This is a genomic window from Thalassospira sp. ER-Se-21-Dark, from assembly GCF_017922435.1.
In the GTDB taxonomy this organism is placed as follows: domain Bacteria; phylum Pseudomonadota; class Alphaproteobacteria; order Rhodospirillales; family Thalassospiraceae; genus Thalassospira.
In genome coordinates this window covers 909,640-934,581 of sequence record NZ_VDEZ01000002.1, presented here as the reverse complement: position 1 = coordinate 934,581, position 24,942 = coordinate 909,640, and the positions used below count along the sequence as shown (strand labels likewise).

Below are 24,942 nucleotides of genomic sequence, written 5' to 3'. Positions count from 1 at the left end.
GACGAACGAAAAAAGGGACAGCATTGGCTGTCCCTTTGGTGTTTGTGCAGTTGCGGTATTTTGGTGGGGGCTAGAAGACCATTTCGTCTTCGGCGCCGCCTTCGGAAATGACGATCTGGCCCTGTGCGGCCAGTTCCTTGGCCAGCTGGACGATCATCATCTGCGACTCTTCGACGTCTGACAGACGGACCGGGCCCAGCGCGTCCATATCTTCCTTCATCATCTTGCCGGCGCGCTCGGACATGTTCTTGAAGAACAGGTCGCGCATCTGATCGGTCGACCCTTTCAGGGCCAGGGCAAGCTTGTCCTTTTCGACCTGACGCAGCAGCGTCTGAACGCCGTTGTTGTCGAGACGCGCAAGGTCTTCGAAGGTGAACATAAGCGCCTTGATCTTCTCGGCCGAATCACGGTTACGTTCTTCAAGCGCAGTAAGGAATCTGTCCTGACTTTGGCGGTCAAGGCTGTTGAAGATATCCGCCATCAGTTCGTGGTTATCACCACGCGAACCGCGCGCAAGGTTCGACATGAACTCGGTGCGCAGCGTCTTTTCAATGTTATCGAGAACTTCTTTCTGAACTGCTTCCATGCGCAACATACGCATGATGACTTCCATCGAGAAGTTTTCCGGCAAAAGTGAGAGAACCGACGCAGAATGTGCGGGTTTGAGTTTGGACAGAACCACACCGACGGTCTGCGGATATTCGTTTTTAAGGTAGTTCGCCAGAACCGCTTCGTTCACGTTGTTCAGCTTGTCCCACATGGTACGACCCGCAGGGCCGCGGATCTCTTCCATGATGCCGTTCACGCGGTCTTCGGGCAGTACCTTGGAAAGCAGGCGTTCGGTGGTATCAAACGAACCGACCAGTGACCCGGTTGAAGAAAGCTGGTCAGCGAATTCGACGAAAAGGCGCTCAACGATATTAGAGTTGATCGTACCGAGGCTCGACATGGTTTGGGAAATCTCTTTGATTTCCTCGTCATCCATCATGCTGAACATCTTGGTTGCGTGCTCTTCCCCAAGAGCAAGCATGAGAATCGCTGCCTTTTCAGGTCCGGCCAGTGATCTGTATTCTTCTTTTACGCGCCCCACGGGTGGTCTTCTCCGTCGTAATGACTCTGTTCGGGGTGGAACCTGACGCCCGAACCTGCCTCTATCGCACCGTAAGATAGGGGTTATTTGTCAACAATTCTATAAAAGCCGACACCCCTTTGCAAAGCCCCATCGGTATAAAGCGCCCTAAATGTACAAAATTGATTAATGCCGTACAATTTCGGGGCCAAATTACCCCGCAAAGGGTGATGTTTGCAGGCGCAATTGTCGAATGGGTTGAAATCGTTGCTAGCTGCTTGACTTGGTTTGGGGGGTGGTCTAACAAAGGCGCGCCGATTGATGGTCATTTTGCGGGCGTAGCTCAGTTGGTTAGAGCGCCGGCCTGTCACGCCGGAGGCCGCGAGTTCAAGTCTCGTCGCTCGCGCCATGATCCATCATCTGTTGTCTTTTTTAGGGCGAATTGTCTTTTCCGCGGTCGCCTTTTCTTGTGTTGCTAATGCTGCTTCGCACGATTGGGTCTTGATCATCTCGACGTCCAGCCCGATATCGGACGATAGTAAACGGTAAAAAGATTAGAAAGTTTCCGGTCTTAGAGCATGTTCAACGTGCTTGGGGACTGGAACTTGTGCGGTGCATACGTTATGGTGCGCCGTAATTGGCCAGGTGGGGACCTGGTCGGGTCAAAAGGCCTGTTCTTGAGAGGTCAGAGAGATGCAAGAGCTTCTTTCGGAATATCTTCCGATCCTGGTATTCATCGGGATCGCCGTCGGTCTTTCGGCGGTAATCGTCATCGCGTCGCTGGTTCTTGCCAAGCAGGCACCGGATGTTGAGAAACTGTCCGCATACGAGTGCGGGTTTGCGCCGTTCGAAGACGCGCGCATCAAGTTCGACGTTCGGTTCTATCTGGTCGCAATCTTGTTCATTATTTTCGACCTCGAAGTCGCCTTCCTGTTCCCGTGGGCTGTAACCCTCGGTGATATCGGAACATTCGGCTTTGTATCGATGGTGATCTTCCTGGCTGTTTTGACGGTCGGCTTTATCTACGAATGGAAGAAGGGAGCTTTGGAATGGGAGTGAGCACCAACTCAGGCGCACCCCTGGCACCCGGTTCGGATCAGGATGCAATGCTTAAGGGCGTGTTTGACGAGATGAACGACAAGGGCTTTGTCCTTGCCAATCTCGATAAACTCGCAAGCTGGGCAAGCACCGGTTCCTTGTGGCCGATGACTTTCGGTCTGGCCTGCTGTGCTGTTGAGATGATGCATTCGGCGGCGTCGCGTTATGACCTTGACCGTTATGGTCTGGTTTTCCGCCCAAGCCCGCGTCAGTCGGACGTGATGATCGTTGCTGGTACCCTGACCAACAAAATGGCCCCGGCACTGCGTAAGGTCTATGACCAGATGGCAGAGCCGCGCTGGGTTATTTCGATGGGCTCGTGCGCCAATGGCGGCGGTTACTATCACTATTCTTATTCGGTGGTGCGCGGTTGTGATCGCGTTGTGCCAGTGGACGTATACGTTCCCGGGTGCCCGCCGACAGCCGAAGCGCTGATTTATGGCGTGATGCAGCTGCAAAAGAAAATCCGCCGTACCGGTGTCCTGACACGCTGATCCGTAATAGGGGGCTTGCATGAGCGAACTGCTCAGCGATAACAGCGCTGCTTTGAAAGATCTGAAAGATCTGGTGGCGTCACAGCTGGCCAACGAAATTCTCGAAAGCGAGATTCGTTACGGCGAGCTGACCATCGTCGCCAAGCGCGATGATATCCTTAAAGTTCTGACCTTCCTTCGGGATGATACCGGCTGCTTGTTCAAGCAGCTTATTGATGTTTGTGGTGCAGACTACCCGGAACGCATTGAGCGTTTCGACGTCGTTTATCACCTGCTGTCTCTCAAGCATAACCTGCGCATTCGTGTGAAGGTCCGTACTGACGAAGACACCCCGGTACCAAGCTGTGTTTCGCTGTTCAGCGCCGCCGACTGGTTCGAGCGCGAAGCGTGGGACATGTACGGTATCTTCTTCGCCGGTCATCCGGATCCCCGCCGTATTCTGACCGATTACGGTTTTGAAGGTCATCCGCTGCGCAAGGACTTCCCGCTGACCGGGTATGTCGAAGTGCGTTATGACGACGAACAGAAGCGTGTTGTCTACGAGCCGGTCAAACTGGTTCAGGATTTCCGTAATTTCGATTTCGAAAGCCCATGGGAAGGCATCCAGCATGTTCTTCCGGGTGATGAAAAGGCGGAGGGCAACGCCTGATGTCAGAACAAAAAATCAAAAACATGACCATGAACTTCGGCCCGCAGCACCCTGCGGCGCACGGCGTTCTGCGTTTGGTTCTGGAAATGGACGGCGAAGTCGTCGAACGTTCCGACCCGCATATTGGTCTTCTGCACCGTGGTACGGAAAAGCTGATCGAATATAAGACCTATATTCAGGCAACTCCGTATTTCGACCGTCTCGACTATGTCGCACCGATGAACCAGGAACATGCATATTGCCTGGCCATCGAAAAGCTGATGGGCGTCGAAGTGCCCAAGCGTGCGCAGTATATCCGTGTTCTTTATGCGGAAATCGGTCGTATTCTGAACCACATTCTGAACCTGACCGCGTTCGCACTGGACGTTGGTGCGATGACCCCGCTTCTGTGGGGCTTTGAAGAACGTGAAAAGCTCATGGAATTCTATGAGCGCGCCTGTGGCGCCCGTCTTCACGCCAACTACTTCCGTCCGGGTGGCGTTGCTGCCGATCTTCCGGCAGGCTTGCTTGATGATATCGACGCATGGGCAGACCAGTACGAAATCTTTATGAAAGACTTCGACCGTGTTCTGACCGGCAACCGTATCTTCAAACAGCGTACGGTCGATATCGGTATCGTCAGTGCCGAGGAGGCCCTTGATTGGGGCTTCACCGGTCCGAACATCCGTGCATCGGGTCTGGCGTGGGATCTGCGCAAATCGCAGCCTTATGACTCTTACGAAGAATTCGACTTCGACATTCCTGTCGGCAAGAACGGCGATTGCTATGACCGCTTCCTTGTCCGTTTCGAGGAAATGTGGCAGTCGCTGAAAATCATCAAGCAGGCCATCAAAAATATGCCAGATGGTCCTGTCATTGTTGAAAACAACAAAGTGGCACCGCCGTCGCGCGCCGAAATGAAGCGTTCGATGGAAGCCCTTATTCACCACTTCAAACTCTTCACCGAAGGTTTCCACGTACCGGCCGGCGAATGCTATGCCGCGGTCGAGGCACCGAAAGGCGAGTTTGGTGTGTATCTTGTTTCGGATGGCTCGAACCGTCCGTATCGCTGCAAAATCCGCGCCCCGGGGTTCCCGCACCTCCAAGGCATCGACTTCATGTCAAAAGGCCACATGCTGGCCGACGTCGTTGCCAATATCGGGTCGCTAGATATCGTGTTCGGTGAGATTGACCGATGAGCCATTTGAGAAGACCAGCTCCGAAAGAGCTTCAGCCGACCAGCTTTGCTTTCACGCCTGAAAATCAGGAAAAAGCAAAGAAGATCATCGCCAAGTATCCGGAAGGCCGCCAGCAGAGCGCGGTCATGCCGCTGCTTGATCTGGCACAGCGTCAGACCGAAGGGAACTGGGTTCCGACCGTCGCAATGGATTACATTGCCGACATGCTCGAAATGCCGGCCATTCGCGTCTACGAGGTCGCAACCTTCTATACGATGTATAACCTTGCCCCGGTGGGTAAGAACTTCATCCAGGTTTGCACCACCACGCCGTGCTGGCTTCGCGGTTCTGCCGACGTTGTCGATACCTGCAAAAAGGAACTCGGCATCGGCGTTGGTGAAACCACCGAAGACGGTCAGTTCACCATGATCGAAGTCGAATGCCTTGGGGCGTGTGTCAACGCACCGATGATGCAGATCAACGACGATTATTACGAAGACCTGACGCCGGAAACGACCAAGGCCATCCTCGATGCCCTCAAAAAGGGCGAGAAGCCGAAAGCCGGTCCGCAGAGCGGCCGCAAAGGGTGCGAGCCGATCGATGGTCCGAAGGTTCTGAAGGCATTCTGTGGCTGCGGCGCAGCCCCGCAGGATGCTGATGCTAGCGAAGGGGACGCCTGATATGCTGCAGGATAAGGATCGTATCTTTACCAACCTGTATGGTTTCCAGGATTTCGGCCTTAAAGGCGCGCAGTCCCGTGGCAACTGGGATGGTACCAAGGCATTGATCGAAAAAGGCCGCGACTGGATCATCGACGAGATGAAAGCATCCGGTATGCGTGGTCGTGGGGGCGCTGGCTTCCCGACCGGCCTGAAATGGTCCTTCATGCCCAAGGAATCTGATGGTCGTCCGAGCTACCTGGTTGTGAACGCCGACGAAGGTGAACCCGGTACCTGTAAAGACCGCGAAATCATGCGCAATGATCCGCACACTCTGGTTGAAGGTTGCCTTCTGGCCAGCTTTGCGATGAATGCGCATGCGGCCTATATCTATATCCGTGGTGAATTCTATCACGAGGCATCCAACCTGCAGCGCGCGATTGACGAGGCATACGAAGCCGGTCTGATCGGTAAAAACGCCTGTGGTTCTGGTTGGGACTTCGACCTTTACCTGCATCTCGGTGCCGGTGCTTACATCTGTGGCGAAGAAACCGCCCTGATCGAAAGCCTCGAAGGTAAAAAAGGCCAGCCGCGCCTGAAACCGCCGTTCCCGGCGAACGCAGGCCTTTATGGTTGCCCGACCACGGTCAACAACGTCGAATCAATTGCTGCTGTTCCGACCATTCTGCGTCGTGGCGGTTCGTGGTTCGCTGGTTTTGGCCGCGAAAACAACCACGGCACCAAGCTGTTTGCCATTTCCGGTCACGTCGAAAAGCCGTGCACTGTCGAAGAAGCCATGAGCATTCCGCTCAAGGAACTGATCGAAAAGCATTGCGGCGGCGTTCGTGGCGGCTGGGATAACCTTCTTGCGGTTATTCCGGGCGGTTCATCTGTTCCGCTGATGCCAAAAGACGTCTGTGATGACGTGCTGATGGACTTTGATGGCCTGCGTGAAGTCGGCTCCGGTCTTGGGACCGCTGCTGTCATCGTCATGGACAAGTCGACGGACATTGTCTACGCGATCGCGCGTCTGTCGGAATTCTACAAGCATGAAAGCTGTGGTCAGTGCACGCCGTGCCGTGAAGGTACCGGCTGGATGATGCGCATGATGACGCGCATGGTTCGCGGCGAAGCCACGCTCGATGAGATTGATCTGTTGTGGGATGTGACCAAACAGGTCGAAGGCCACACCATTTGTGCGCTTGGCGATGCTGCTGCATGGCCGATTCAGGGCCTTATCCGTCACTTCCGTCCCGAAATGGAACGTCGGATCAAGGAATATCGCGCACGGATCGCGGCCTGAGAGAGGCCTGTTGAGAGGGATTGAGACATGCCGAAACTAACAGTTGACGGTATTGAAGTTGAAGTAGAAGCCGGGGCGACAGTCCTTCAGGCCTGTGAAGAGGCCGGTAAGGAAATCCCGCGTTTCTGCTATCACGAACGCCTGTCAATCGCCGGCAACTGCCGTATGTGTCTGGTGGAAATGGAACGTGCGCCGAAACCGGTCGCATCCTGCGCCATGCCTGCGGCAGATGGAATGGTGATCAAAACCGATTCCGACCTTGTGAAAAAGGCACGCAACGGTGTGATGGAATTCCTGCTGATCAACCATCCGCTGGATTGCCCGATTTGTGACCAGGGTGGTGAATGTGATCTTCAGGACCAGGCAATGGCCTATGGTTTTGACTCTTCACGTTACGCCGAGAAAAAACGTGCGGTGAAGGACAAGGAACTGGGCCCGATCGTCAAAACGATCATGACCCGTTGCATTCACTGCACCCGTTGCGTTCGCTTCTCCGAGGAAGTCGCCGGTGTCGGCACCATGGGTGCTGTTTACCGTGGCGAGGACACCGAAGTCGGACCGTATATCGAAGCCTCCATCAACTCCGAGCTTTCAGGCAACCTGGTTGACCTGTGCCCGGTCGGTGCTCTGACTTCCAAGCCGTATGCGTTTACCGCGCGTCCGTGGGAGCTCAAGAAAACCGATAGCGTCGATGTCATGGACGCTGTTGGCTCGAACATTCGTATCGATGCCCGTACCGGCGAAGTGATGCGTGTTCTGCCGCGCACCAACGAAGACATCAACGAAGAATGGATTTCGGACAAAACCCGTTACGCCATTGATGGCCTGAAACGTCAGCGCCTTGACCGTCCGTATGTTCGCAAGGATGGCAAGCTGCAGCCGGCAAGCTGGGACGAAGCATTTGCTGCGATCAAGGCAAAGGTTTCTGGCCTGGATGGCAAGAAAATTGCCGCCCTTGCGGGTGACACGGTCGATTGTGAATCGATGACCGCGCTGAAAGACCTGATGGGTAAGCTTGGTTCGCCGAACCTTGATTGCCGTCAGGACGGCTCGAAGATCGGTGGCCCGCGTGCCTCCTATATCTTCAACAGCACGATTGCCGGTATTGACGAGGCAGATGCCTGCCTGATCGTTGGTGCCAATGTCCGTGCCGAAGCGCCGATCATCAATTCGCGTCTGCGCAAACGCTGGCGCACGACCGCTGGCGATTTCAAAGTCGGCATCATTGGTGAAAAGTGGGATCCGACCTACAAGAACGATTATCTTGGTGCGGGTCCGGAAACCCTCCAGGAAATCCTGGATGGCAAGAACGAGTTCGCCAAGGTTCTCAAGGCTTCTGAAAAGCCGATGATCATTGTCGGTATGGGCGCGCTTAACCGTGAAGACGGTGATGCGGTTCTTGCTGCCACCCGCGCCATTGCCGAGAAATACGGCATGGTTTCCGGGGAATGGAACGGCTTTAACGTTCTGCACACCGCGGCATCGCGTGTTGGCGGTCTTGATCTCGGCTTCGTGCCGGGTGAGGGCGGTCTGGCAACCAATGACATTCTCGATGGTGCCGCCAAAGGCGATATCGAGGTTGTCTATCTTCTGGGTGCCGACGAAGTCGACATGAGCAAACTGGAAAAGGCATTTGTCATTTACCAGGGTGCAATGGGTGATGCCGGGGCGCAGGCAGCCGACGTGATCCTGCCAGGGGCTGCTTACACCGAAAAGAATGGCACCTATGTCAACACCGAGGGCCGCGCTCAGCAGGGCTGGCGTGCGATCTTCCCGGTTGGTGACGCGCGTGAGGACTGGGCGATTGTTCGTGCACTTTCCGGTGCGCTGGATCTGACCCTGCCATACAACAATATCGATGCCGTTCGCTCGCGTATGGTGGAACTCAGCCCGACCTTTGCGTCGCTGAACGTTCCGACCAAGGCAGAATGGACCGATTTCGGTGTGTCAGGTGACATGAAGTCTGATGGCTTCGTATCGCCGGTTCGCAATTTCTATATGACCGACCCGATCAGCCGTGCTTCGGTGACGATGGCCAAATGTACTGAGGCCTTTGTCAAGGATGCGGCTGCCGAGAAGGTTGCCTGAGTAAGGGGAGCGACGATCTGATCGTCGCTCATCCCGCAAGGGGGTGTCCCAATTTTGGGACGAAACGCAAAAGATACGGTTTGACCGATGGAACTTCTTTGGGACGGATATATTGAACCGCTCGTCTGGATCGTCGCCAAAATTCTGGCGATTGTTCTGCCGTTGCTGGGTGCTGTCGCCTATCTGACCTACGCCGAGCGTAAGGTCATCGGTGCTATTCAGCTCCGTAAGGGCCCGAACGTTGTGGGGCCGTTTGGCCTGCTGCAGCCGCTTGCCGATGGTTTGAAGCTGTTTCTGAAAGAGACAATCATTCCAAGCAGCGCGAACAAGGGCGTGTTCATCATCGCCCCGATGCTGACCTTTATTCTGGCAATCATTGCCTGGGCGGTTATTCCGTTCGACGAGGGCATGGTTCTGGCCGATCTGAATGTCGGTATTCTTTACATCTTCGCGATTTCTTCGCTGGGTGTTTACGGTATCGTGATGGCCGGTTGGGCATCGAACTCCAAATACGCCTTCCTTGGTGCGCTGCGTTCCGGCGCCCAGATGGTTTCGTATGAGATTTCGATTGGCCTGATCATCATCTCGGTTCTGCTGACGACCGGTTCGCTGAACCTCAGCGACATTGTCCGCGGGCAGGTCGGTGGTATCTGGGAGTGGAACTTCGTTTATCACTTCCCGATGTTCATCGTCTTCATCGTATCCATTCTGGCAGAAACCAACCGCGCACCGTTTGACCTTCCCGAAGCGGAAGCCGAACTGGTCTCGGGTTATAACGTCGACTATTCGGCAATGACCTTTGCGCTGTTCTTCCTGGGTGAATACGCGAACATGATCCTGATGAGTGGCCTGTGCGCCATTCTGTTCCTGGGTGGCTGGAGCGCGCCGTTGCCGTTCCTCGAATTCATCCCGGGCGCAATCTGGTTCATCATCAAGATCTGCTTCGTTCTGTTCATCTTCCTGTGGGTCCGTGCAACCTTCCCGCGTTACCGTTATGACCAACTGATGCGTCTGGGCTGGAAAATCTTCCTGCCGCTGTCGTTTGCATGGGTCATGCTGGTTGCCACGTTCCTCGTTGTTTTTGACAAGGTCCCGGCCTGATCGCCGCGCATCGGCAAGAGAGAGGTAAACGATGTCATTTATTGATCGGACGGCCCGGAGTTTCCTGCTCGCGGAACTCGTTTCGGGAATGGCGCTCACCTTGAAGTACATGTTCAAGCCCAAGGTGACGATCAACTACCCGTACGAAAAAGGTCCGCTGAGCCCGCGTTTCCGTGGCGAACACGCACTGCGCCGTTACCCGAACGGCGAAGAGCGTTGCATCGCCTGCAAACTTTGCGAAGCCATTTGCCCGGCACAGGCCATCACAATTGAGGTCGAGCCGCGCAACGACGGTTCGCGTCGTACCACGCGTTACGACATTGATATGACGAAATGCATCTATTGTGGCTTCTGCGAGGAAGCCTGCCCGGTGGATGCCATCGTCGAAGGTCCGAACTTCGAGTTCGCAACCGAAAACCGCGAGGAGCTGTTCTATGACAAGGACAAGCTGCTGGCAAACGGCGAGCGTTGGGAAGCCGAGCTTGCTGCACGATTGGAGGCAGACGCACCTTATCGGTAAGTGTCGCGTCTGATCGTTAGAAAGAGAGTTCATGGGCCGTTGCCAGCCAAAGGGGCAGCAACGGTTCGCCAAGGGGGTACCTTATGGTCGTACAGGCTTTGGCTTTTTACCTGTTTGCTACCGTCGCGGTCTTGTCCGCGACTGCGGTTGTGACCGTTCGCAACCCGGTGCATTCGGTACTGTTGCTGATCTTGACATTCTTTAACGCAGCAGGACTTTTCGTCCTGCTGGGTGCCGAGTTTCTCGCCATGCTGCTTGTCGTCGTCTATGTCGGCGCGGTTGCAGTCCTGTTCCTGTTCGTCGTCATGATGCTCGACATTAACTTTGTCGAAATGCGTCAGGGCTTTTTGAACTACCTGCCGATCGGCGTTCTGATCGCGGTTGTTCTGTTTGTCGAGCTGGCACTGGTTGGCGCTGGCTGGACTCTTACGGATGAGGCGGTCGCGGTTCTCGCGCAGCCGACACCGGCAGGGCTGACCAACGTCGAAGCACTCGGTCAACTGATTTACACCGATTACGCATACATCTTCCAGGCGGCTGGTCTGGTTCTGCTTGTTGCGATGATTGGCGCAATTGTCCTGACACTGCGTCACCGTGAAGGTGTCCGTCGTCAGAAAATCTCCGAGCAGGTCAAGCGTACCCGCGCTGATACGCTTGAAGTCAAAAAAGTTCCGGTCGGAAGGGGGATCTGATGGAAATCGGTCTTGCACATTATCTGACCGTCGCGGCGATCCTTTTCACACTCGGGATCTTCGGCATCTTCATGAACCGCAAGAACGTCATCATCATCATGATGTCGATCGAGCTGATGCTGCTGGCGGTCAATATCAATCTGGTCGCGTTCTCGTCGTTCCTCGGCGACCTCGTCGGACAGGTATTTACCATCTTCGTTCTGACGGTTGCTGCGGCTGAAGCGGCAATTGGTCTGGCGATCCTGGTCGTCTATTTCCGTAACCGCGGCACCATCGCGGTTGAAGACATCAACATGATGAAGGGGTAAGGCAGATATGTATCCGTTGATTGTATTCCTGCCCCTGATCGCGGCAATCCTTGCCGGGGCCATCACGCTGGTCGGCGCCATGTCGACCGCAAAGGATGCCCCGCATGACAGCCATGGTCATCACCATCATGGTGTGTCCGCGTCGGATCGTCTGGCACAGCTGGTCACCGTTGCCGGTGTCGTGATTGCCTTTGTGATTTCGATCTTTGCCTTTGTCGATGTTGCCCTGGGCGGCAACCCGGTTGTGATTGAACTGTTTACCTGGATTTCCTCGGGCAGCTTCGATGCGTCCTGGTCGCTGCGTATTGATACGCTGACCTGTGTGATGCTGATCGTTGTCACCGGTGTGTCCTCGATGGTTCACATCTATTCCATCGGCTATATGTCGCATGACCCGGACAAGCCGCGCTTCATGGCGTATCTCAGCCTGTTCACCTTTGCGATGCTGATGCTGATTACCGCCGACAACCTGATCCAGCTGTTCTTCGGCTGGGAAGGCGTTGGTCTGGCATCTTACCTTCTGATCGGCTTCTGGTATTCCAAACCGTCGGCGTCGGCCGCTGCGATGAAAGCATTCATCGTCAACCGTGTCGGTGACTTCGGCTTTGCCCTTGGTATCTTTGCGGTTTATGTCCTGTTCGACAGCGTTCAGTTCGACGTCATCTTTGGCAATGCCGAAGAAGTCGCAGGAACCACGCTGATGTTCCTGGGCCATGAGTTCTCAGCCCTTGAGATTACCTGCTTCCTGCTGTTCATCGGTGCGATGGGTAAATCGGCACAGCTTGGTCTGCACACCTGGCTTCCGGACGCAATGGAAGGCCCGACCCCGGTTTCCGCCCTTATTCACGCGGCAACCATGGTGACGGCCGGTGTGTTCATGGTCGCGCGTCTGTCGCCGATCTTTGAATATGCTGAAACCACCCTGATGATCGTGACCATTGTTGGTGCCTCGACCGCGTTCTTTGCGGCCACCATCGGCTGTGTTCAGAACGACATCAAGCGCGTCATTGCCTATTCGACCTGTTCGCAGCTGGGCTATATGTTCTTTGCCTGTGGCGTGTCGGCTTATTCGGCGGGTGTCTTCCACTTGATGACGCACGGCTTCTTCAAGGCGCTTCTGTTCCTTGGTGCCGGTTCGGTCATCCACGCCATGTCCGATGAACAGGACATGCGCAAGATGGGCGGCATTGCCAAAATGGTTCCGCTGACCTTTGCTGTGATGGTGATTGGGACGCTTGCGATTACCGGTGTTCCGGGCTTTGCGGGTTACTATTCCAAGGACCTTATCCTTGAAAGCGCCTATGGGGCACATACCGGTGTTGGCCTGTATGCGTTCTGGGCAGGTATCCTTGCGGCTCTGATGACCTCGTTCTACAGCTGGCGTCTGATCTTCCTGACCTTCTTCGGCGCACCGCGTGCTGATGAACGCACCATGGCGCACGTGCATGAAAGCCCGGCGATCATGACCGGTCCGCTCCTGTTCCTGACCGTCGGTGCTGTCTTTGCCGGCTGGTTCGCCAAGGACTGGTTCGGTGGCGGCGACTTTGAAGAAATGCTGACCTTCTGGAATGGCGCACTCTTCATGGCCGAAGGTCACAACGCTCTGGAAAATGCACACCATGTTCCGGGTTGGGTGAAATGGGCACCGTTTGTTGCCATGATCACCGGTCTGTCGCTTGCGATTGTCATGTACAAGCTCGTACCGTCGCTTCCGCGCACGCTGGCCAACACCTTCAACGGTGTTTACCGCTTCGCGCTGAACAAATGGTACTTCGACGAGCTCTATGACAAGATTTTCGTCAAGCCGGCCTTTGCTTTGGGTTATGGCTTCTGGAAATCAGGGGATGGTGCCATCATTGATGGTTGCGGTCCGGATGGTGTGGCAGCTGCTTGCCGTAACATCGCACGTCGCGTCAGCGCCATTCAGAGTGGTTTCGTCTATCACTATGCATTTGCGATGCTGATCGGCATTGCAGCGCTGGTCTCCTACACAATTTGGAAGATGGGTTAACGGGCGATGAGTGATTGGCCAATTCTTTCGATCGTCACTTTCCTGCCGCTGGTCGGTGCAGCCCTGCTGCTGCTGATCAATGGTGAAGAGGCGACTGTTGCCCGCAATTCCCGTTGGGTTGCGCTTTGGACCTCGGGGTTCACATTCCTCGTATCCTTGATGCTGTGGGTGAACTTCGATGCAACGACCGCAGATTTCCAGTTCGTCGAGCAGGCGGACTGGATGCCGGGTCTGAACATTTCCTATCACATGGGCGTTGACGGTATTTCCGTTCTGTTCGTCCTGCTTGCGACCTTCCTGACACCGATTTGTATCCTGTCGGCATGGGAAGCGATCCAGAAGCGCGTGAAGGAATACATGATCGCCTTCCTCGTTCTTGAAACGATGATGGTCGGCATGTTCAGTGCCCTTGACGGTCTGCTGTTCTATCTGTTCTTCGAAGGCGTCCTGATCCCGATGTTCATCATCATCGGCGTCTGGGGTGGTCAGCGTCGCGTCTATGCGGCATTCAAGCTGTTCCTTTATACCCTTCTTGGTTCGGTCCTGATGCTGGTGGCACTGCTAGCGATGTATTTCGAAGCGGGCACCACCGATATCCCGACCCTGATGGAATACGGCTTCGATTATAATATGCAGCTCTGGCTATGGCTGGCCTTCTTTGCATCGTTTGCTGTTAAAGTACCGATGTGGCCGGTCCATACCTGGCTGCCCGATGCCCACGTTGAGGCACCGACAGCTGGTTCTGTGATCCTGGCTGGCGTGCTATTGAAAATGGGTGGTTACGGTTTCCTGCGTTTCTCGCTGCCGATGATGCCGCTGGCGTCTGAAACCTTCGCACCGCTCGTCTTCACACTGTCGATTGTTGCAATCATCTACACATCGCTGGTCGCCCTTGCGCAGCAGGACATGAAAAAGCTGATTGCATATTCGTCGGTCGCCCATATGGGGATCGTGACCATAGGTGCATTCACCTTTAACCAGCATGGTATCGAAGGTTCGATCTTCCAGATGCTCAGCCACGGTGTGGTTTCCGGTGCGCTCTTCCTGTGTGTCGGTGTGGTCTATGACCGTATCCACACCCGCGAAATCGACGCCTATGGTGGTCTTGTGCACCGTATGCCGAGCTACGCACTGATCTTCATGTTCTTCACCATGGCATCGGTTGGTCTGCCGGGTACGGGCGGGTTCGTTGGTGAAATCCTCGCACTTCTGGGTGCGTTCGAAGCCAACACCTGGGTCGCATTCTTTGCGGCAACCGGTCTGATCCTTGGTGCGGCCTATGCGCTGTATCTCTATCGCCGGATTATTTTCGGGGCACTCACCAAAGAGAACCTGAAAACCATCCTCGATCTGAGCCCGCGTGAATGGATTATCTTTGCACCGCTGGTGATCATCGTTCTGTGGATGGGGGTCTATCCGGTCTCCTTCCTCGACATCATGCATGTCTCGGTTGAGAACCTCGTCAACCAGGTCGAAACGGCCCAGGCTGCAGCGGCACAAGCCGCCCAGCTGGCTGCGAATTGAGGGGAATGAACATGGGAGTTTCTATGCTCAACCTCGGGGCCGCGCTGCCCGAAATGTTTATGGCAGTTTCTGCCTTGGCGCTGTTGATGCTTGGGGTTTTCGCCGGCAAGGACAAATCCTTCCGTACCGTATCCTGGCTGGCAGTTGCCGCCCAGGTCATTACCATCGCACTGGTGGTGATGGGTGATGGTGGTTCGGCATTCTTTGGTCAGTTCAGTGCTGATCCGTTTGCCAAGTTCTGCAAGGTCCTGATCCTGATCGGTTCTGCAACCGGCATCATCATGGCCATGAACTTTGCCGAGCGTGAAAACATGGCACGCTTCGAGTTCCCGATCCTGATCTCTCTTGCCACCCTTGGCATGATGGCGATGGTATCGGCAACCGATATGCTGTCGCTGTATCTTGGTCTCGAACTGCAGTCGCTTGCACTTTATGTTGTCGCTGCCATCCGCCGTGATACCGTGCGTTCGACGGAATCGGGTCTGAAATACTTCATCCTCGGTTCGATCGCCTCGGGCATCCTGCTGTATGGCATGTCGATGGTCTATGGCTTCACCGGCACCACGAACTTCACCGTTCTGGGCAATACGCTTGTCGGTGGTGAACTGCCGCTGGGCGCGCTGGTTGGTCTGGCCTTCATCTTTGCCGGTCTGTGCTTCAAGGTTTCCGCCGTTCCGTTCCACATGTGGACCCCGGACGTTTATGAAGGTGCGCCGACCCCGGTCACGTCCTTCTTTGCGGTTGCCCCGAAGATTGCCGGTCTGGCGCTGTTCATCCGCGTTGCCGTTGGTCCGTTTGGCGGTGCTGTCGAAGACTGGCAGCAGATCATTGTCCTGATCTCCATCCTGTCGATGGCGGTTGGTTCGTTTGCAGCTCTGCGTCAGGAAAACATCAAACGCCTGATGGCCTATTCGTCCATCGGTCACGTTGGTTTTGCACTTGTCGGTCTGGCCGCAGGCACGCAAGAAGGTGTCACCGGTGTTCTGGTTTATCTGGGTATTTACCTTGTCATGAACCTTGGCACCTTTGCCGTCATCCTGTGCATGCGTCGTAACGACCGCATGAACGAGGAAATCACCGATCTTGCCGGTCTTGCGAAAACCAAGCCGCTGATGGCTGCGATCACTGCGATCTTCATGTTCTCGATGGCAGGTATCCCGCCGCTGGCTGGCTTCTTTGGCAAGTTCTATGTCTTCAAGGCAGCCGTCGATGCCGGTCTTGTGACGCTTGCAGTAATCGGCCTCGTGACCTCGGTTGTCAGTGCCTATTACTACCTGCGTATCATCAAGGTCATGTATTTCGACGAGCCGGTCGAAGGCTTTGATCGCAATGGTACCGAGATGAATGTCATCATGGCGGTTGCCACGATCATCATCCTGGCCTTCGTCTTCTTCCCGAACCCGCTGATGGATAGCGCAGCTGTTGCCGCGGCATCGCTGTTTGGGATGTAAGAATGGCATTGCGAACGATCCGTCTTCCCGAAGGTTTCACCCTTCACGAACTCGAAGCGGTCGACAGCACGAATGAAGAGGCCAAGCGCCTCGCAGACAAGGGCGCCCAAAGTGGCGCCCTTGTTATAGCCAGAACCCAGACGTCTGGCCGTGGCCGCCGTGGCCGTGCCTGGTCGTCACCGGTGGGTAATCTGTATTCGTCGCTGTTGCTGCGTCCGACCTGTTCACTGGCCGAAGCCGCCCGTCTGACCTTCCTGATTGCTGTTGCCATGGCCGAGGCGGTTGAAACCGTCACCGGCGGCATGGTGCGCCCGGATTGCAAATGGCCCAATGACCTGATGGTCAATGATCGCAAGATTTGCGGTATCCTGCTTGAAAGTGCCTCCAATCAGGGTTCAGCAACCGATTACCTTGTGATCGGGGCAGGGGTGAATGTCGCCTTTTTCCCCGACGATGCCGAACGCCCGGCAACCTCGTTGGCGGCTTTGGGCTCCCCGGTGTCGGTTACGGATCTGATATCAACCTATGTTGCGCGCGTTGCACACTGGTTGCCGATCTGGGAACAGGACGGTTTTGCACCGATCCGCGAAGCTTGGCTGGCGCGGGGATATGGCATTGGCAAGCCGGTTGTCGCCCGCCTGACCGAACGCGAACTTCAGGGAACTTTCGTCGGGCTTGATGAGGGCGGCGAACTTATCCTAAGAGAAGACAGTGGTCTTGAGCACCGCATCGGGGCTGGTGAAGTGTTCTTCGCTGCCTGATATAACCAAATAGCTTGCTTTGTAGCGGAGGCTTGTAAGCATCATGTTGCTTGCGATTGACGCCGGGAACACCAACATCGTCTTTGCGGTTTTTGATGGCGATACCATCAAGGGCCAGTGGCGCTGTTCCACCACCACCGAACGCACCGCGGACGAGTTGGGCGTGTGGTTGCATCATCTTTTCACGCTGTCTGGCGTGCCCAAGGACGCAATTACGGGGGCAATTATTGCCACTGTGGTGCCGGCTGCGGAATTCAGCCTCAAGACCCTGTGTCGCCGTTATTTCAACGTCGAACCGATGGTTGTCGGCGATCCTGCGGTCAATCTTGATATGAAAATCATCATGGACCGACCAAGCGAGGTGGGTGCAGACCGCCTTGTCAACGCGATTGCTGCCCATGAACTGTTTGGCGGGCCGCTGGTGGTGCTTGATTTCGGGACGGCCACGACATTTGACGTTGTCGATGGCAATGGTGATTACCTTGGCGGTGTGATTGCACCGGGGGTCAACCTGTCGATCAAGGCCCTGCATATGGCCGCGGCCCAGCTGCCGATGGTCGCGATCGAAGCCCCGCGCAGTGTGGTGGGCAAAAACACGGTCGAAGCCATGCAGTCAGGGGTCTATTGGGGCTATGTCTCGATGATCGAAGGGTTGCTTGCGCGTATTCGCCAACAGCAAAATGTCGACCAGATGAAAGTCGTGGCAACCGGCGGGCTTGCGCCGCTCTTTACCAAGGCGGTTGATGAAATTGAATATCTGCACGGTGATCTGACCATGCTGGGTTTGTTGATGATCTATCGTCGCAACAGCCAGCAGACCGAACGCCCTACAGGATAAAGACTTGCGTGACGCAAGGGGAACGATTATCCCGCATGTAATTGATGCGCCGAAAACAAAGGATATAGCTTCCGTGGATTTGTATTTGCCAAAAGATGACGTTTTGTTCGTGCCGCTCGGAGGTTCCGGCGAAATTGGCATGAACCTGAACCTTTATGGCTATGACGATCAATGGTTGATGGTCGATATGGGGGTTTCGTTCGGCGAGGAAGGGTTGCCGGGCGTCGATGTGGTCATGCCCGACCCGACCTTTATCGAGGAACGCAAGGACAAGCTGCTTGGCCTGGTCCTGACCCACGCGCACGAAGATCACCTGGGCGCGGTACCGTATCTGTGGCCGCGCTTGAAATGCCCGATTTACGCGACCCCGTTTGCCGCCGAATTCCTTAAGGCCAAGCTGTCTGAAACCGATTTTGCCGACCAGGTGCCGATCCATGTGATCGAACTGGGCGGGCGGTTCCAGCTTGGTTGCTTTGATATCGAATTCGTCACCATGACGCACTCGATCCTGGAACCCAACGCCCTTGCCATCAGAACCCCCAAAGGCCTGATTGTCCATACCGGCGACTGGAAGTTCGATCCCGATCCCCAGATTGGTGAGGCATCGGATGTCAAAAAGCTCGAGGCACTTGGCGATGAAGGCGTCATGGCGCTGGTCTGTGATTCGACCAATGTGTTCTCGGAGGGCAAAACAGGCTCCGAAGGCGATGTCGCCAAGAACCTGTCCAAACTGTTCGCCGAACATCCGCAGGGGCGCATTGCCGTTGCCTGCTTTGCCACCAACGTTGCTCGTGTACAGTCGGTGATCGAAGCCGCCCATGAAAATGGCCGTTGTGTCGGGCTTGCCGGCCGGTCGCTGAACCGCGTAACAGAGGCCGCGCGCGAAGTGGGCTACCTCAAAGGCTATCCGAACCTTCTGACCGACGAAGACGCCATGGAAGTGCCCAAGGATCAGGTGCTTTTGCTTTGCACCGGATCACAGGGCGAACCCCGTGCCGCATTGTCGCGCATTGCCAAGGGTGATCATCCCACCGTTCAACTCGATCCGGGCGATACTGTTGTGTTCTCGGCGCGTGAAATTCCGGGCAATGAAAAGTCTATCGGCTATATCCAGAACCTGCTGATCCGCCGTGGCGTCAAAGTCATCACCGCGCGCGATGAACCGATCCACGTATCGGGCCATCCGGGCCGTGAAGACCTGACGCGCATGTATCAGCTGACCCGTCCGAAAATCCTGGTCCCGGTGCATGGCGAAACCCGCCATCTTTGTGAACAGGCCGCCCTTGGTGCGGAATGTCAGATCCCCGAACAGGTCATCCCGCATGATGGCACGGTCATCCGGTTGGCGCCTGGCGATGCACATGTTCTCGGCGTGGCAGAGGCCGGCGTTCTCGCCCTTGATGGCGGTCGGTTGCTTAAACGCGATGCCGATACCTTCCGTAACCGCAATCGCATCGTCTGGAATGGCGTGATGTTTGTGACCGTGGTGCTCAACCAGTTTGGCGAAATGGTCAATGAACCGATGATCACCGCACCCAGCCTGTTTGACGAGCCCGGCGAAGAAACCCGTCTGGATCAATTTGCGGCCGAAATCGGCAATCGCATTGATCAGCTTAATGACGAAGAAGTCATGAATGACGCCACAGTGATCCTTGCCGTGCGTCAGGCTTTGCGCCGTCCGGTGCGTCAACGTATGGGCAAACGCCCGTTGATTGAAGTGCATCTGGCGCGCGTGAAAGAGCAGGGATGATCCGCCAAGTAACGGGCATTCGACCAAAAGCGCAGTTGTCTTAAAGATGTTCACCGTCCTAGATTGGCCCCAATCGGGCAGATGAAAGACGTTAGGAGAACACCATGATTGGACGGCTGAACCACGTTGCGATTGCTGTGCCGGATCTTGAAGCCGGGATTGCGCAATATCGCGATGTTCTGGGCGCAAAGGTCTCGGAGCCGCAAGACGAGCCCGATCACGGCGTGACGGTTGTGTTTGTCGAACTGCCCAATACCAAGATCGAACTACTCTATCCGTTGGGGGACAATTCCCCGATCAAGGGTTTCCTTGAAAAGAACGCGTCCGGCGGCATTCATCATGTCTGCTACGAGGTCGATGACATTCTGGCCGCGCGTGACAAGCTGCAGGCAAGTGGTGCACGTGTTCTGGGTGATGGTGAACCCAAGATCGGTGCCCATGGTAAACCGGTCTTGTTCCTTCATCCCAAGGATTTCAACGGAACCCTGGTCGAACTCGAACAGGTTTGATTAGGTACTGACCTTAACGAGACCCATCTCACAACGTCCGGCCTTGCAAAACAGGTCGGGCGTTTCTATCGTCTTTCAAACATTCAGATGCTGCATCCAACCCGAAGGCACCCCTATGAACTGGTTTTCCGGACTTCTTGTTTACATCGTTATCTGGTGGCTGGTTTTGTTCATGGTGCTGCCGGTCGGCGTCAAGCGGGTCGAAAATGTTGAACCGGGCCATGACAGCGGCGCACCGGAAAAGCCGCATATGTGGAAAAAGATCCTCGCCACCAGTCTGATTTCGGCAATCCTGTGGGGGGTCGCATGGTTTGTCATCACCAGTGGCATGATCGAAGTCCGACCGCCGCAATAAGGCGTTTGTCCCAAGCTGCAAAACATAAAACCCCGCAACATTTTGTGCGGGGTTTTGTCGTTTGGCGCGTCGTAAGCCCTGCAGAAAAATCATGGCTTAGCGCGCCGATTGGGGCAGGGGCAAAAAAAAAAAGCAAGATCACAAGGATCTTGCTAAGACGCTATTTTTATAGCTGTTTTCCCGTAATCTTTTTATACTTCCTCCTAAGACCTGGGCTTATGCACAGGTTTTATTTCGACGTCGCGCCTGCTTCTTGTATGCTTATTGGCAACAAAGCCTCCCGCAATATTATGAGCGGCTGCGATACGCCTTCCGCAACGATCTTGCGCCGTTAGCGGACGACTAAAAAGCCACATGTTTCGTTTTTATGCAAGATGTTTTGACCAAACTTCACAAATGAATCGTTGCTGCATTGCACACAGATAGGACGAAACTAAATCATGCCCCAGTTTTCATTGGTCCAATCTATTTCAAGCGCCGGATTAGGTCATAAAATCAGACTATTGGCTCCTGTGACTGCGGTGATGCTGATGGTGTCTCCACTCATCACGGCCTACGCGCAGGACGAATCCCCATTCCCCTCCGCGACCGAACAAATGGATGGCGGTGCTGCGGATGATGCTGCAGCAACAAGTGAGGCACCGGCACCAACGATCATCGTTACGCGTGCTGCTTGCAAGGAATTGGTCACGCATGTGCCCGACGACGATGTGGCGTACAAGCCAGGTGTTGATGTGCGCGGCAATGCGGTTGCCCCGGCCGATTTAAACGGGGGCAGCAACATCTTGAAGTCACTGCCCAAGGAAATCGAATTTCCGGTCACCATCGACTTCTTTAAATATTCCGGCATCACCGTACCGGACGGGGTCAGCGGCGAACAGAATATCGGCAAGATCACCTATCGCAACGGGCGGGTTTATTTCAATGATCAGCCACTTGGCGATGATGCCAATAACGCTGAACTGATTGATGCATGCCGCAAGGCGGGCTTTCGTTGATTGCCGTCGCCGTTTTGCCATCTTTGGTGCTTAACCAGCCATCGATGATATAAAGCAAGTTCCGGCTTGCGTTTCGGGCGGCTCTGTCGCATTTTCCGGGCAAGGTTATTACAGACCCAAATATTCAGATCTGATCATCACGAGGCATTGATGCGTCTTTCCCAGTTCTTTCTGCCGACCCTGAAGGAAACCCCTTCGGAAGCCCAGATTGCGTCCCATCGTCTGATGCTCCGCGCCGGTATGGTGCGTCAGCTGACCGCAGGGATATATTCCTGGCTGCCACTCGGCCACCGTGTTCTTAAAAAGATCGAACAGATCGTTCGTGAAGAACAGGACAAGATCGGCTTTAACGAGCTTCTGATGCCAACCATTCAGCCGGCCGAGCTGTGGCAGGAAAGTGGTCGTTATGATGATTACGGTCTTGAGATGCTGCGCATCACCGACCGTCATGATCGCAAGATGCTGTTTGGTCCGACCAACGAAGAAGCGATCACCGACATTTTTCGCAAGGATGTGCGCTCTTATAAACAGCTTCCACAGCTGCTCTATCATATCCAGTGGAAATTCCGCGACGAAATCCGCCCGCGCTTTGGCGTGATGCGGGGGCGCGAATTCTACATGAAAGACGCTTATTCGTTCGATATTGATTACGAAAGTGCGCGTCACACCTATAACAAGATCTTCCTGGCCTATTGCCGCACCTTCACCCGCTTGGGTGTCAAGGCGATCCCGATGGTGGCCGATACCGGCCCGATCGGTGGTGATCTTAGCCACGAATTCATCATTCTGGCCGATACCGGCGAAAGTGAAGTGTTCTGCGACAAGAAGTGGCTCGACAAGGACCTGACTGGCAAAGGTGTCGATCTCAATGATCGTACCGGCCTTGAAAACTGGGTACAGGGCACGCTTGAAGATTACGCCGCGACCGAAGAAATGCATGATGCCAGCAACGAGGCCGTAACCGCCCTTGGTGATGACCTTGTCACCACGCGCGGCATCGAAGTTGGTCACATCTTCCACTTCGGTACCAAATATTCCGAACCGATGGGCGCAACCGTCCTTGGTCCGGATGGCACCGAAGTTCCGGTTCAGATGGGTTCGTACGGCATTGGTGTGTCGCGCCTTGTCGGTGCATTGATCGAGGCATCCCACGACGAAAACGGCATCATCTGGCCGGAATCTGTCGCGCCGTACAAGGTTGGCCTGATCAACCTGCGTACCGGTGATGATGAATGCGATGCGGCCTGTGAAGATGCCTATGCCAAACTGACCAATGCCGGGATCGAGGTCCTTTATGATGACCGCGACATCCGGGCCGGTGGCAAGTTTGCCGATATGGATCTGATCGGTCTGCCCTGGCAGATCGTCATTGGCCCCAAAGGCCTTAAAAACGGCGTTGTTGAACTCAAGAACCGCAAATCGGGTGAGAAAACCGAAGTCACCTTCGAAGCGGCGCTTAATCAGCTTAGCGCCTGATAAAATATGCTTTCGGACGGGGCAGCTTGTGCTGCCCCGTTGCCATTTTCGGTTTGAACGCTAAGTTCTTTGTTCATACCTTTTTCCTGACCCGCTTCCACAAGGATCGATTGCCCATGTTCAGTCCGTTCGAACGTATGGTGGCCTTTCGCTACCTGCGTCCACGTCGGCAGGAAGGCTTTGTTTCCGTCATCGCCATCTTCTCGTTGCTCGGCATCATGTTGGGTGTTGCGACACTCATCATTGTCATGTCGGTGATGAATGGTTTCAGGGCGGAACTGCTTGGCCGAATTCTCGGGCTGAACGGCCATATCTCGGTCTATGCACAGGGCAATGGCGGCCTTGGTGATTACGCCAAGATCGAAGACGAGATTGCCAAAAACGGCAATGTAGTTCTGACCGTACCCGTGGTCGAAGGGCAGGTGATGGCATCGAAAAACGGCCGTGCTTCCGGTGCCATTGTGCGCGGCATGCGCCCCGAAGATGTCAAGAAACGCGAAACCATCGCCAATAATATCGTTTTCGGATCCTTGGATGATTTCAAGGGCGAAGACACCGTGATCATGGGCGCACGTCTGGCCATGAAGCTTGGCGTGGGGGTTGGCGATACGGTCAACCTTATCTCGCCCAAGGGCAATGTCACCGCATTTGGTTCCGTGCCACGTGTACGTGGCTATACCGTGGCGGGCTTGTTTGATATTGGCATGTATGAATATGACAGCGGCTTTATCTTCATGCCGCTGGAGGCCGCGCAGGTCTATTTCCGCCTGCCGGAGAAAATCACCCATTTTGAAGTGATGCTTGAAGATATCGGCGCACTTGATGACACGATGGAGGAATTGCTGACAAGCTTGTCCGGGCAATCCTTGCGTCTGGTCAATTGGCAACAATCCAATGCCGGGTTCTTTAATGCGCTTCAGGTCGAACGCAATGTGATGTTCCTGATCCTGACCCTGATCATCCTTGTTGCTGCCTTTAACATCATTTCCGGCATGGTCATGCTGGTAAAGGATAAGGGGCGTGATATCGCCATCCTGCGCACCATGGGCGCGACCCGTCAGTCGATCATGAAGGTGTTCTTCCTGGCTGGCGCCTCGATTGGTGTGCTGGGCACGATTTCGGGTCTGGTCATTGGGGTTCTGTTCTGCCTGAACATCGAGAATATCCGTCAGTTTATTCAAAGCCTGACCGGGACTGACCTTTTCAATGCCGAGATTTACTTCCTGTCGCAGTTGCCGGCCGACATGGATGTCGGCGAGGTCGTTATGGTTTGCATCATGTCGCTGACATTGTCCTTCCTTGCCACGGTCTATCCGGCATGGCGGGCATCGCGCCTCGATCCGGTGGAGGCCCTGCGTTATGAGTGATCTGTTGAAAACAACTGCCGAACAGCGCGCGCGCAAAGTCGTACTGCGCCTTGAAAAGATTGACCGCATTTTCAATCAGGGCCCCGATCAGCTCGAAATTCTGAAATCGGTTGATCTCGAAATCCATCAGGGTGAAATCGTTGCCCTTGTCGGGCCTTCAGGCGCGGGTAAGTCAACCCTGCTTCAGATTGCCGGTCTTTTGGAAAAGCCCGATGGCGGGTTGGTGTCCATCGGGGGCAAGCGCAGCACGGATCTGTCTGATCTGGCGCGCACTGAAATGCGCCGCAGCCACATCGGCTTTGTCTATCAGTACCATCATTTGCTGCCGGAATTTTCAGCCCTTGAAAACGTCGTCATGCCGCAAATGATCAAAGGCCTTAAACGGGCCGAAGCCGAAGAACGCGGGCTGGAATTGCTGCGTTGTCTTGGCCTTGAAAAACGTGCCGATCATCGTCCCGCACGTTTGTCAGGCGGCGAACAACAACGCGTGGCGATTGCCCGTGCGCTGGCCAATGTGCCTGATGTGCTGTTTGCCGACGAACCCACCGGCAACCTTGATCCGCAAACCGCCGAAACGGTGTTTGGCATGCTGATGACACTGGTGCGTGAAACCGGTCTGGCGTCGCTGATTGCGACCCATAACCCGGAACTTGCACGCCAGATGGATCGGGTGGTGACCCTGCGCGACGGTCATTTGATCGAACTCGATCCCGCTGATCTTCCCTAAGCGATCAAAATTCTTTAAGCTGGTTTTGCCGCGCCGG

The 24,942-nt window shown here is 55.0% G+C and carries 24 protein-coding genes and 1 tRNA gene; 24 read left to right on the top strand and 1 reads right to left on the bottom strand.

Features of this window, described 5'->3' with window-relative positions; translation table 11 throughout:
• Positions 1 to 70: 70 nt before the first annotated feature.
• Positions 71 to 1,090 (bottom strand): flagellar motor switch protein FliG, encoded by a 1,020-nt coding sequence (fliG, locus tag FHI25_RS12040; RefSeq protein ID WP_008891232.1) that lies wholly within the window; start codon positions 1,088 to 1,090, stop codon positions 71 to 73.
• Between the two features lie 311 nt (positions 1,091 to 1,401).
• Between fliG and FHI25_RS12035 the strand changes: the two genes are divergently transcribed.
• From FHI25_RS12035 to FHI25_RS11920, 24 genes are all read left to right on the top strand, one after another.
• Positions 1,402 to 1,478 (top strand) — tRNA-Asp (locus tag FHI25_RS12035).
• Positions 1,479 to 1,762: 284 nt separating this feature from the next.
• Positions 1,763 to 2,128 (top strand): NADH-quinone oxidoreductase subunit A, encoded by a 366-nt coding sequence (locus FHI25_RS12030; RefSeq protein ID WP_008891231.1) that lies wholly within the window; start codon positions 1,763 to 1,765, stop codon positions 2,126 to 2,128.
• Positions 2,119 to 2,661, top strand: a complete 543-nt coding sequence (locus FHI25_RS12025) for an NADH-quinone oxidoreductase subunit B (RefSeq protein ID WP_040823994.1) — start codon at positions 2,119 to 2,121, stop codon at positions 2,659 to 2,661. Before FHI25_RS12030 ends, FHI25_RS12025 begins: the two co-directional genes overlap by 10 nt.
• A 19-nt stretch (positions 2,662 to 2,680) precedes the next feature.
• Complete coding sequence (locus FHI25_RS12020; RefSeq protein WP_008891229.1) at positions 2,681 to 3,310, top strand: NADH-quinone oxidoreductase subunit C; 630 nt, start codon at positions 2,681 to 2,683, stop codon at positions 3,308 to 3,310.
• The gene (locus tag FHI25_RS12015; RefSeq protein WP_064781505.1) at positions 3,310 to 4,488 is read left to right on the top strand and encodes an NADH-quinone oxidoreductase subunit D; all 1,179 of its coding nucleotides are present in this window, start codon (positions 3,310 to 3,312) and stop codon (positions 4,486 to 4,488) included. The genes FHI25_RS12020 and FHI25_RS12015 overlap by 1 nt, the downstream gene beginning before the upstream one ends.
• Complete coding sequence (nuoE, locus tag FHI25_RS12010) at positions 4,485 to 5,147, top strand: NADH-quinone oxidoreductase subunit NuoE (RefSeq protein WP_063089383.1); 663 nt, start codon at positions 4,485 to 4,487, stop codon at positions 5,145 to 5,147. The genes FHI25_RS12015 and nuoE overlap by 4 nt, the downstream gene beginning before the upstream one ends.
• A gap of 1 nt (position 5,148) precedes the next feature.
• A complete protein-coding gene (gene nuoF, locus FHI25_RS12005) occupies positions 5,149 to 6,429 on the top strand; it encodes an NADH-quinone oxidoreductase subunit NuoF (RefSeq protein ID WP_008891226.1) in 1,281 nt (426 codons plus the stop codon).
• Between the two features lie 27 nt (positions 6,430 to 6,456).
• On the top strand, positions 6,457 to 8,517 hold the full coding sequence (nuoG, locus tag FHI25_RS12000; RefSeq protein WP_210518037.1) for an NADH-quinone oxidoreductase subunit NuoG: 2,061 nt from the start codon (positions 6,457 to 6,459) through the stop codon (positions 8,515 to 8,517).
• A gap of 87 nt (positions 8,518 to 8,604) precedes the next feature.
• Positions 8,605 to 9,618, top strand: a complete 1,014-nt coding sequence (gene nuoH, locus FHI25_RS11995) for an NADH-quinone oxidoreductase subunit NuoH (RefSeq protein WP_008891224.1) — start codon at positions 8,605 to 8,607, stop codon at positions 9,616 to 9,618.
• 31 nt (positions 9,619 to 9,649) lie between these two features.
• Positions 9,650 to 10,138 carry an NADH-quinone oxidoreductase subunit NuoI gene (gene nuoI, locus FHI25_RS11990; protein WP_008891223.1) on the top strand — a complete coding sequence of 163 codons (489 nt, stop codon included), beginning with the start codon at positions 9,650 to 9,652 and terminating at the stop codon, positions 10,136 to 10,138.
• An 83-nt stretch (positions 10,139 to 10,221) separates the two neighbouring features.
• Positions 10,222 to 10,830 (top strand): NADH-quinone oxidoreductase subunit J, encoded by a 609-nt coding sequence (locus FHI25_RS11985; RefSeq protein ID WP_008891222.1) that lies wholly within the window; start codon positions 10,222 to 10,224, stop codon positions 10,828 to 10,830.
• Positions 10,830 to 11,138 (top strand): NADH-quinone oxidoreductase subunit NuoK, encoded by a 309-nt coding sequence (nuoK, locus tag FHI25_RS11980; RefSeq protein ID WP_007089416.1) that lies wholly within the window; start codon positions 10,830 to 10,832, stop codon positions 11,136 to 11,138. The genes FHI25_RS11985 and nuoK overlap by 1 nt, the downstream gene beginning before the upstream one ends.
• 7 nt (positions 11,139 to 11,145) lie before the next feature.
• Positions 11,146 to 13,149, top strand: coding sequence for an NADH-quinone oxidoreductase subunit L (nuoL, locus tag FHI25_RS11975; RefSeq protein WP_064781502.1), 2,004 nt, complete (start codon positions 11,146 to 11,148; stop codon positions 13,147 to 13,149).
• Positions 13,150 to 13,155: 6 nt separating this feature from the next.
• A complete protein-coding gene (locus tag FHI25_RS11970) occupies positions 13,156 to 14,673 on the top strand; it encodes an NADH-quinone oxidoreductase subunit M (protein WP_008891220.1) in 1,518 nt (505 codons plus the stop codon).
• A gap of 11 nt (positions 14,674 to 14,684) precedes the next feature.
• Entirely contained in the window at positions 14,685 to 16,124 is a 1,440-nt protein-coding gene (nuoN, locus tag FHI25_RS11965; RefSeq protein WP_232308431.1) for an NADH-quinone oxidoreductase subunit NuoN, read from the top strand.
• 2 nt (positions 16,125 to 16,126) lie between these two features.
• Complete coding sequence (locus FHI25_RS11960) at positions 16,127 to 16,885, top strand: biotin--[acetyl-CoA-carboxylase] ligase (RefSeq protein ID WP_210518035.1); 759 nt, start codon at positions 16,127 to 16,129, stop codon at positions 16,883 to 16,885.
• Positions 16,886 to 16,928: 43 nt separating this feature from the next.
• The gene (locus FHI25_RS11955) at positions 16,929 to 17,723 is read left to right on the top strand and encodes a type III pantothenate kinase (RefSeq protein ID WP_008891217.1); all 795 of its coding nucleotides are present in this window, start codon (positions 16,929 to 16,931) and stop codon (positions 17,721 to 17,723) included.
• A gap of 73 nt (positions 17,724 to 17,796) precedes the next feature.
• Entirely contained in the window at positions 17,797 to 19,473 is a 1,677-nt protein-coding gene (locus tag FHI25_RS11950; protein WP_210518033.1) for a ribonuclease J, read from the top strand.
• A 104-nt stretch (positions 19,474 to 19,577) separates the two neighbouring features.
• Positions 19,578 to 19,982: a methylmalonyl-CoA epimerase gene (gene mce / locus FHI25_RS11945; RefSeq protein ID WP_008891215.1), complete on the top strand. Its 405-nt coding sequence runs from the start codon at positions 19,578 to 19,580 to the stop codon at positions 19,980 to 19,982.
• Between the two features lie 115 nt (positions 19,983 to 20,097).
• Entirely contained in the window at positions 20,098 to 20,337 is a 240-nt protein-coding gene (locus tag FHI25_RS11940; RefSeq protein WP_210518031.1) for a DUF1467 family protein, read from the top strand.
• Between the two features lie 530 nt (positions 20,338 to 20,867).
• Complete coding sequence (locus FHI25_RS11935) at positions 20,868 to 21,335, top strand: hypothetical protein (RefSeq protein WP_246879047.1); 468 nt, start codon at positions 20,868 to 20,870, stop codon at positions 21,333 to 21,335.
• 150 nt (positions 21,336 to 21,485) lie between these two features.
• A complete protein-coding gene (gene proS / locus FHI25_RS11930; RefSeq protein WP_064781498.1) occupies positions 21,486 to 22,811 on the top strand; it encodes a proline--tRNA ligase in 1,326 nt (441 codons plus the stop codon).
• Positions 22,812 to 22,927: 116 nt separating this feature from the next.
• Positions 22,928 to 24,178, top strand: coding sequence for a lipoprotein-releasing ABC transporter permease subunit (locus FHI25_RS11925; RefSeq protein WP_210518027.1), 1,251 nt, complete (start codon positions 22,928 to 22,930; stop codon positions 24,176 to 24,178).
• Complete coding sequence (locus FHI25_RS11920) at positions 24,171 to 24,905, top strand: ABC transporter ATP-binding protein (RefSeq protein ID WP_008891210.1); 735 nt, start codon at positions 24,171 to 24,173, stop codon at positions 24,903 to 24,905. The genes FHI25_RS11925 and FHI25_RS11920 overlap by 8 nt, the downstream gene beginning before the upstream one ends.
• The last annotated feature ends 37 nt before the right edge of the window (positions 24,906 to 24,942 follow it).

Coding starts and splice junctions, on each gene's coding strand:
- FHI25_RS12030 (WP_008891231.1), top strand. CDS start 1,763: ATGCAAGAGCTTCTTTCGGAATATCTTCCGATCCTGGTATTCATCGGG.
- FHI25_RS12025 (WP_040823994.1), top strand. CDS start 2,119: ATGGGAGTGAGCACCAACTCAGGCGCACCCCTGGCACCCGGTTCGGAT.
- FHI25_RS12020 (WP_008891229.1), top strand. CDS start 2,681: ATGAGCGAACTGCTCAGCGATAACAGCGCTGCTTTGAAAGATCTGAAA.
- FHI25_RS12015 (WP_064781505.1), top strand. CDS start 3,310: ATGTCAGAACAAAAAATCAAAAACATGACCATGAACTTCGGCCCGCAG.
- nuoE (WP_063089383.1), top strand. CDS start 4,485: ATGAGCCATTTGAGAAGACCAGCTCCGAAAGAGCTTCAGCCGACCAGC.
- nuoF (WP_008891226.1), top strand. CDS start 5,149: ATGCTGCAGGATAAGGATCGTATCTTTACCAACCTGTATGGTTTCCAG.
- nuoG (WP_210518037.1), top strand. CDS start 6,457: ATGCCGAAACTAACAGTTGACGGTATTGAAGTTGAAGTAGAAGCCGGG.
- nuoH (WP_008891224.1), top strand. CDS start 8,605: ATGGAACTTCTTTGGGACGGATATATTGAACCGCTCGTCTGGATCGTC.
- nuoI (WP_008891223.1), top strand. CDS start 9,650: ATGTCATTTATTGATCGGACGGCCCGGAGTTTCCTGCTCGCGGAACTC.
- FHI25_RS11985 (WP_008891222.1), top strand. CDS start 10,222: ATGGTCGTACAGGCTTTGGCTTTTTACCTGTTTGCTACCGTCGCGGTC.
- nuoK (WP_007089416.1), top strand. CDS start 10,830: ATGGAAATCGGTCTTGCACATTATCTGACCGTCGCGGCGATCCTTTTC.
- nuoL (WP_064781502.1), top strand. CDS start 11,146: ATGTATCCGTTGATTGTATTCCTGCCCCTGATCGCGGCAATCCTTGCC.
- FHI25_RS11970 (WP_008891220.1), top strand. CDS start 13,156: ATGAGTGATTGGCCAATTCTTTCGATCGTCACTTTCCTGCCGCTGGTC.
- nuoN (WP_232308431.1), top strand. CDS start 14,685: ATGGGAGTTTCTATGCTCAACCTCGGGGCCGCGCTGCCCGAAATGTTT.
- FHI25_RS11960 (WP_210518035.1), top strand. CDS start 16,127: ATGGCATTGCGAACGATCCGTCTTCCCGAAGGTTTCACCCTTCACGAA.
- FHI25_RS11955 (WP_008891217.1), top strand. CDS start 16,929: ATGTTGCTTGCGATTGACGCCGGGAACACCAACATCGTCTTTGCGGTT.
- mce (WP_008891215.1), top strand. CDS start 19,578: ATGATTGGACGGCTGAACCACGTTGCGATTGCTGTGCCGGATCTTGAA.
- FHI25_RS11940 (WP_210518031.1), top strand. CDS start 20,098: ATGAACTGGTTTTCCGGACTTCTTGTTTACATCGTTATCTGGTGGCTG.
- FHI25_RS11935 (WP_246879047.1), top strand. CDS start 20,868: ATGGTGTCTCCACTCATCACGGCCTACGCGCAGGACGAATCCCCATTC.
- proS (WP_064781498.1), top strand. CDS start 21,486: ATGCGTCTTTCCCAGTTCTTTCTGCCGACCCTGAAGGAAACCCCTTCG.
- FHI25_RS11925 (WP_210518027.1), top strand. CDS start 22,928: ATGTTCAGTCCGTTCGAACGTATGGTGGCCTTTCGCTACCTGCGTCCA.
- FHI25_RS11920 (WP_008891210.1), top strand. CDS start 24,171: ATGAGTGATCTGTTGAAAACAACTGCCGAACAGCGCGCGCGCAAAGTC.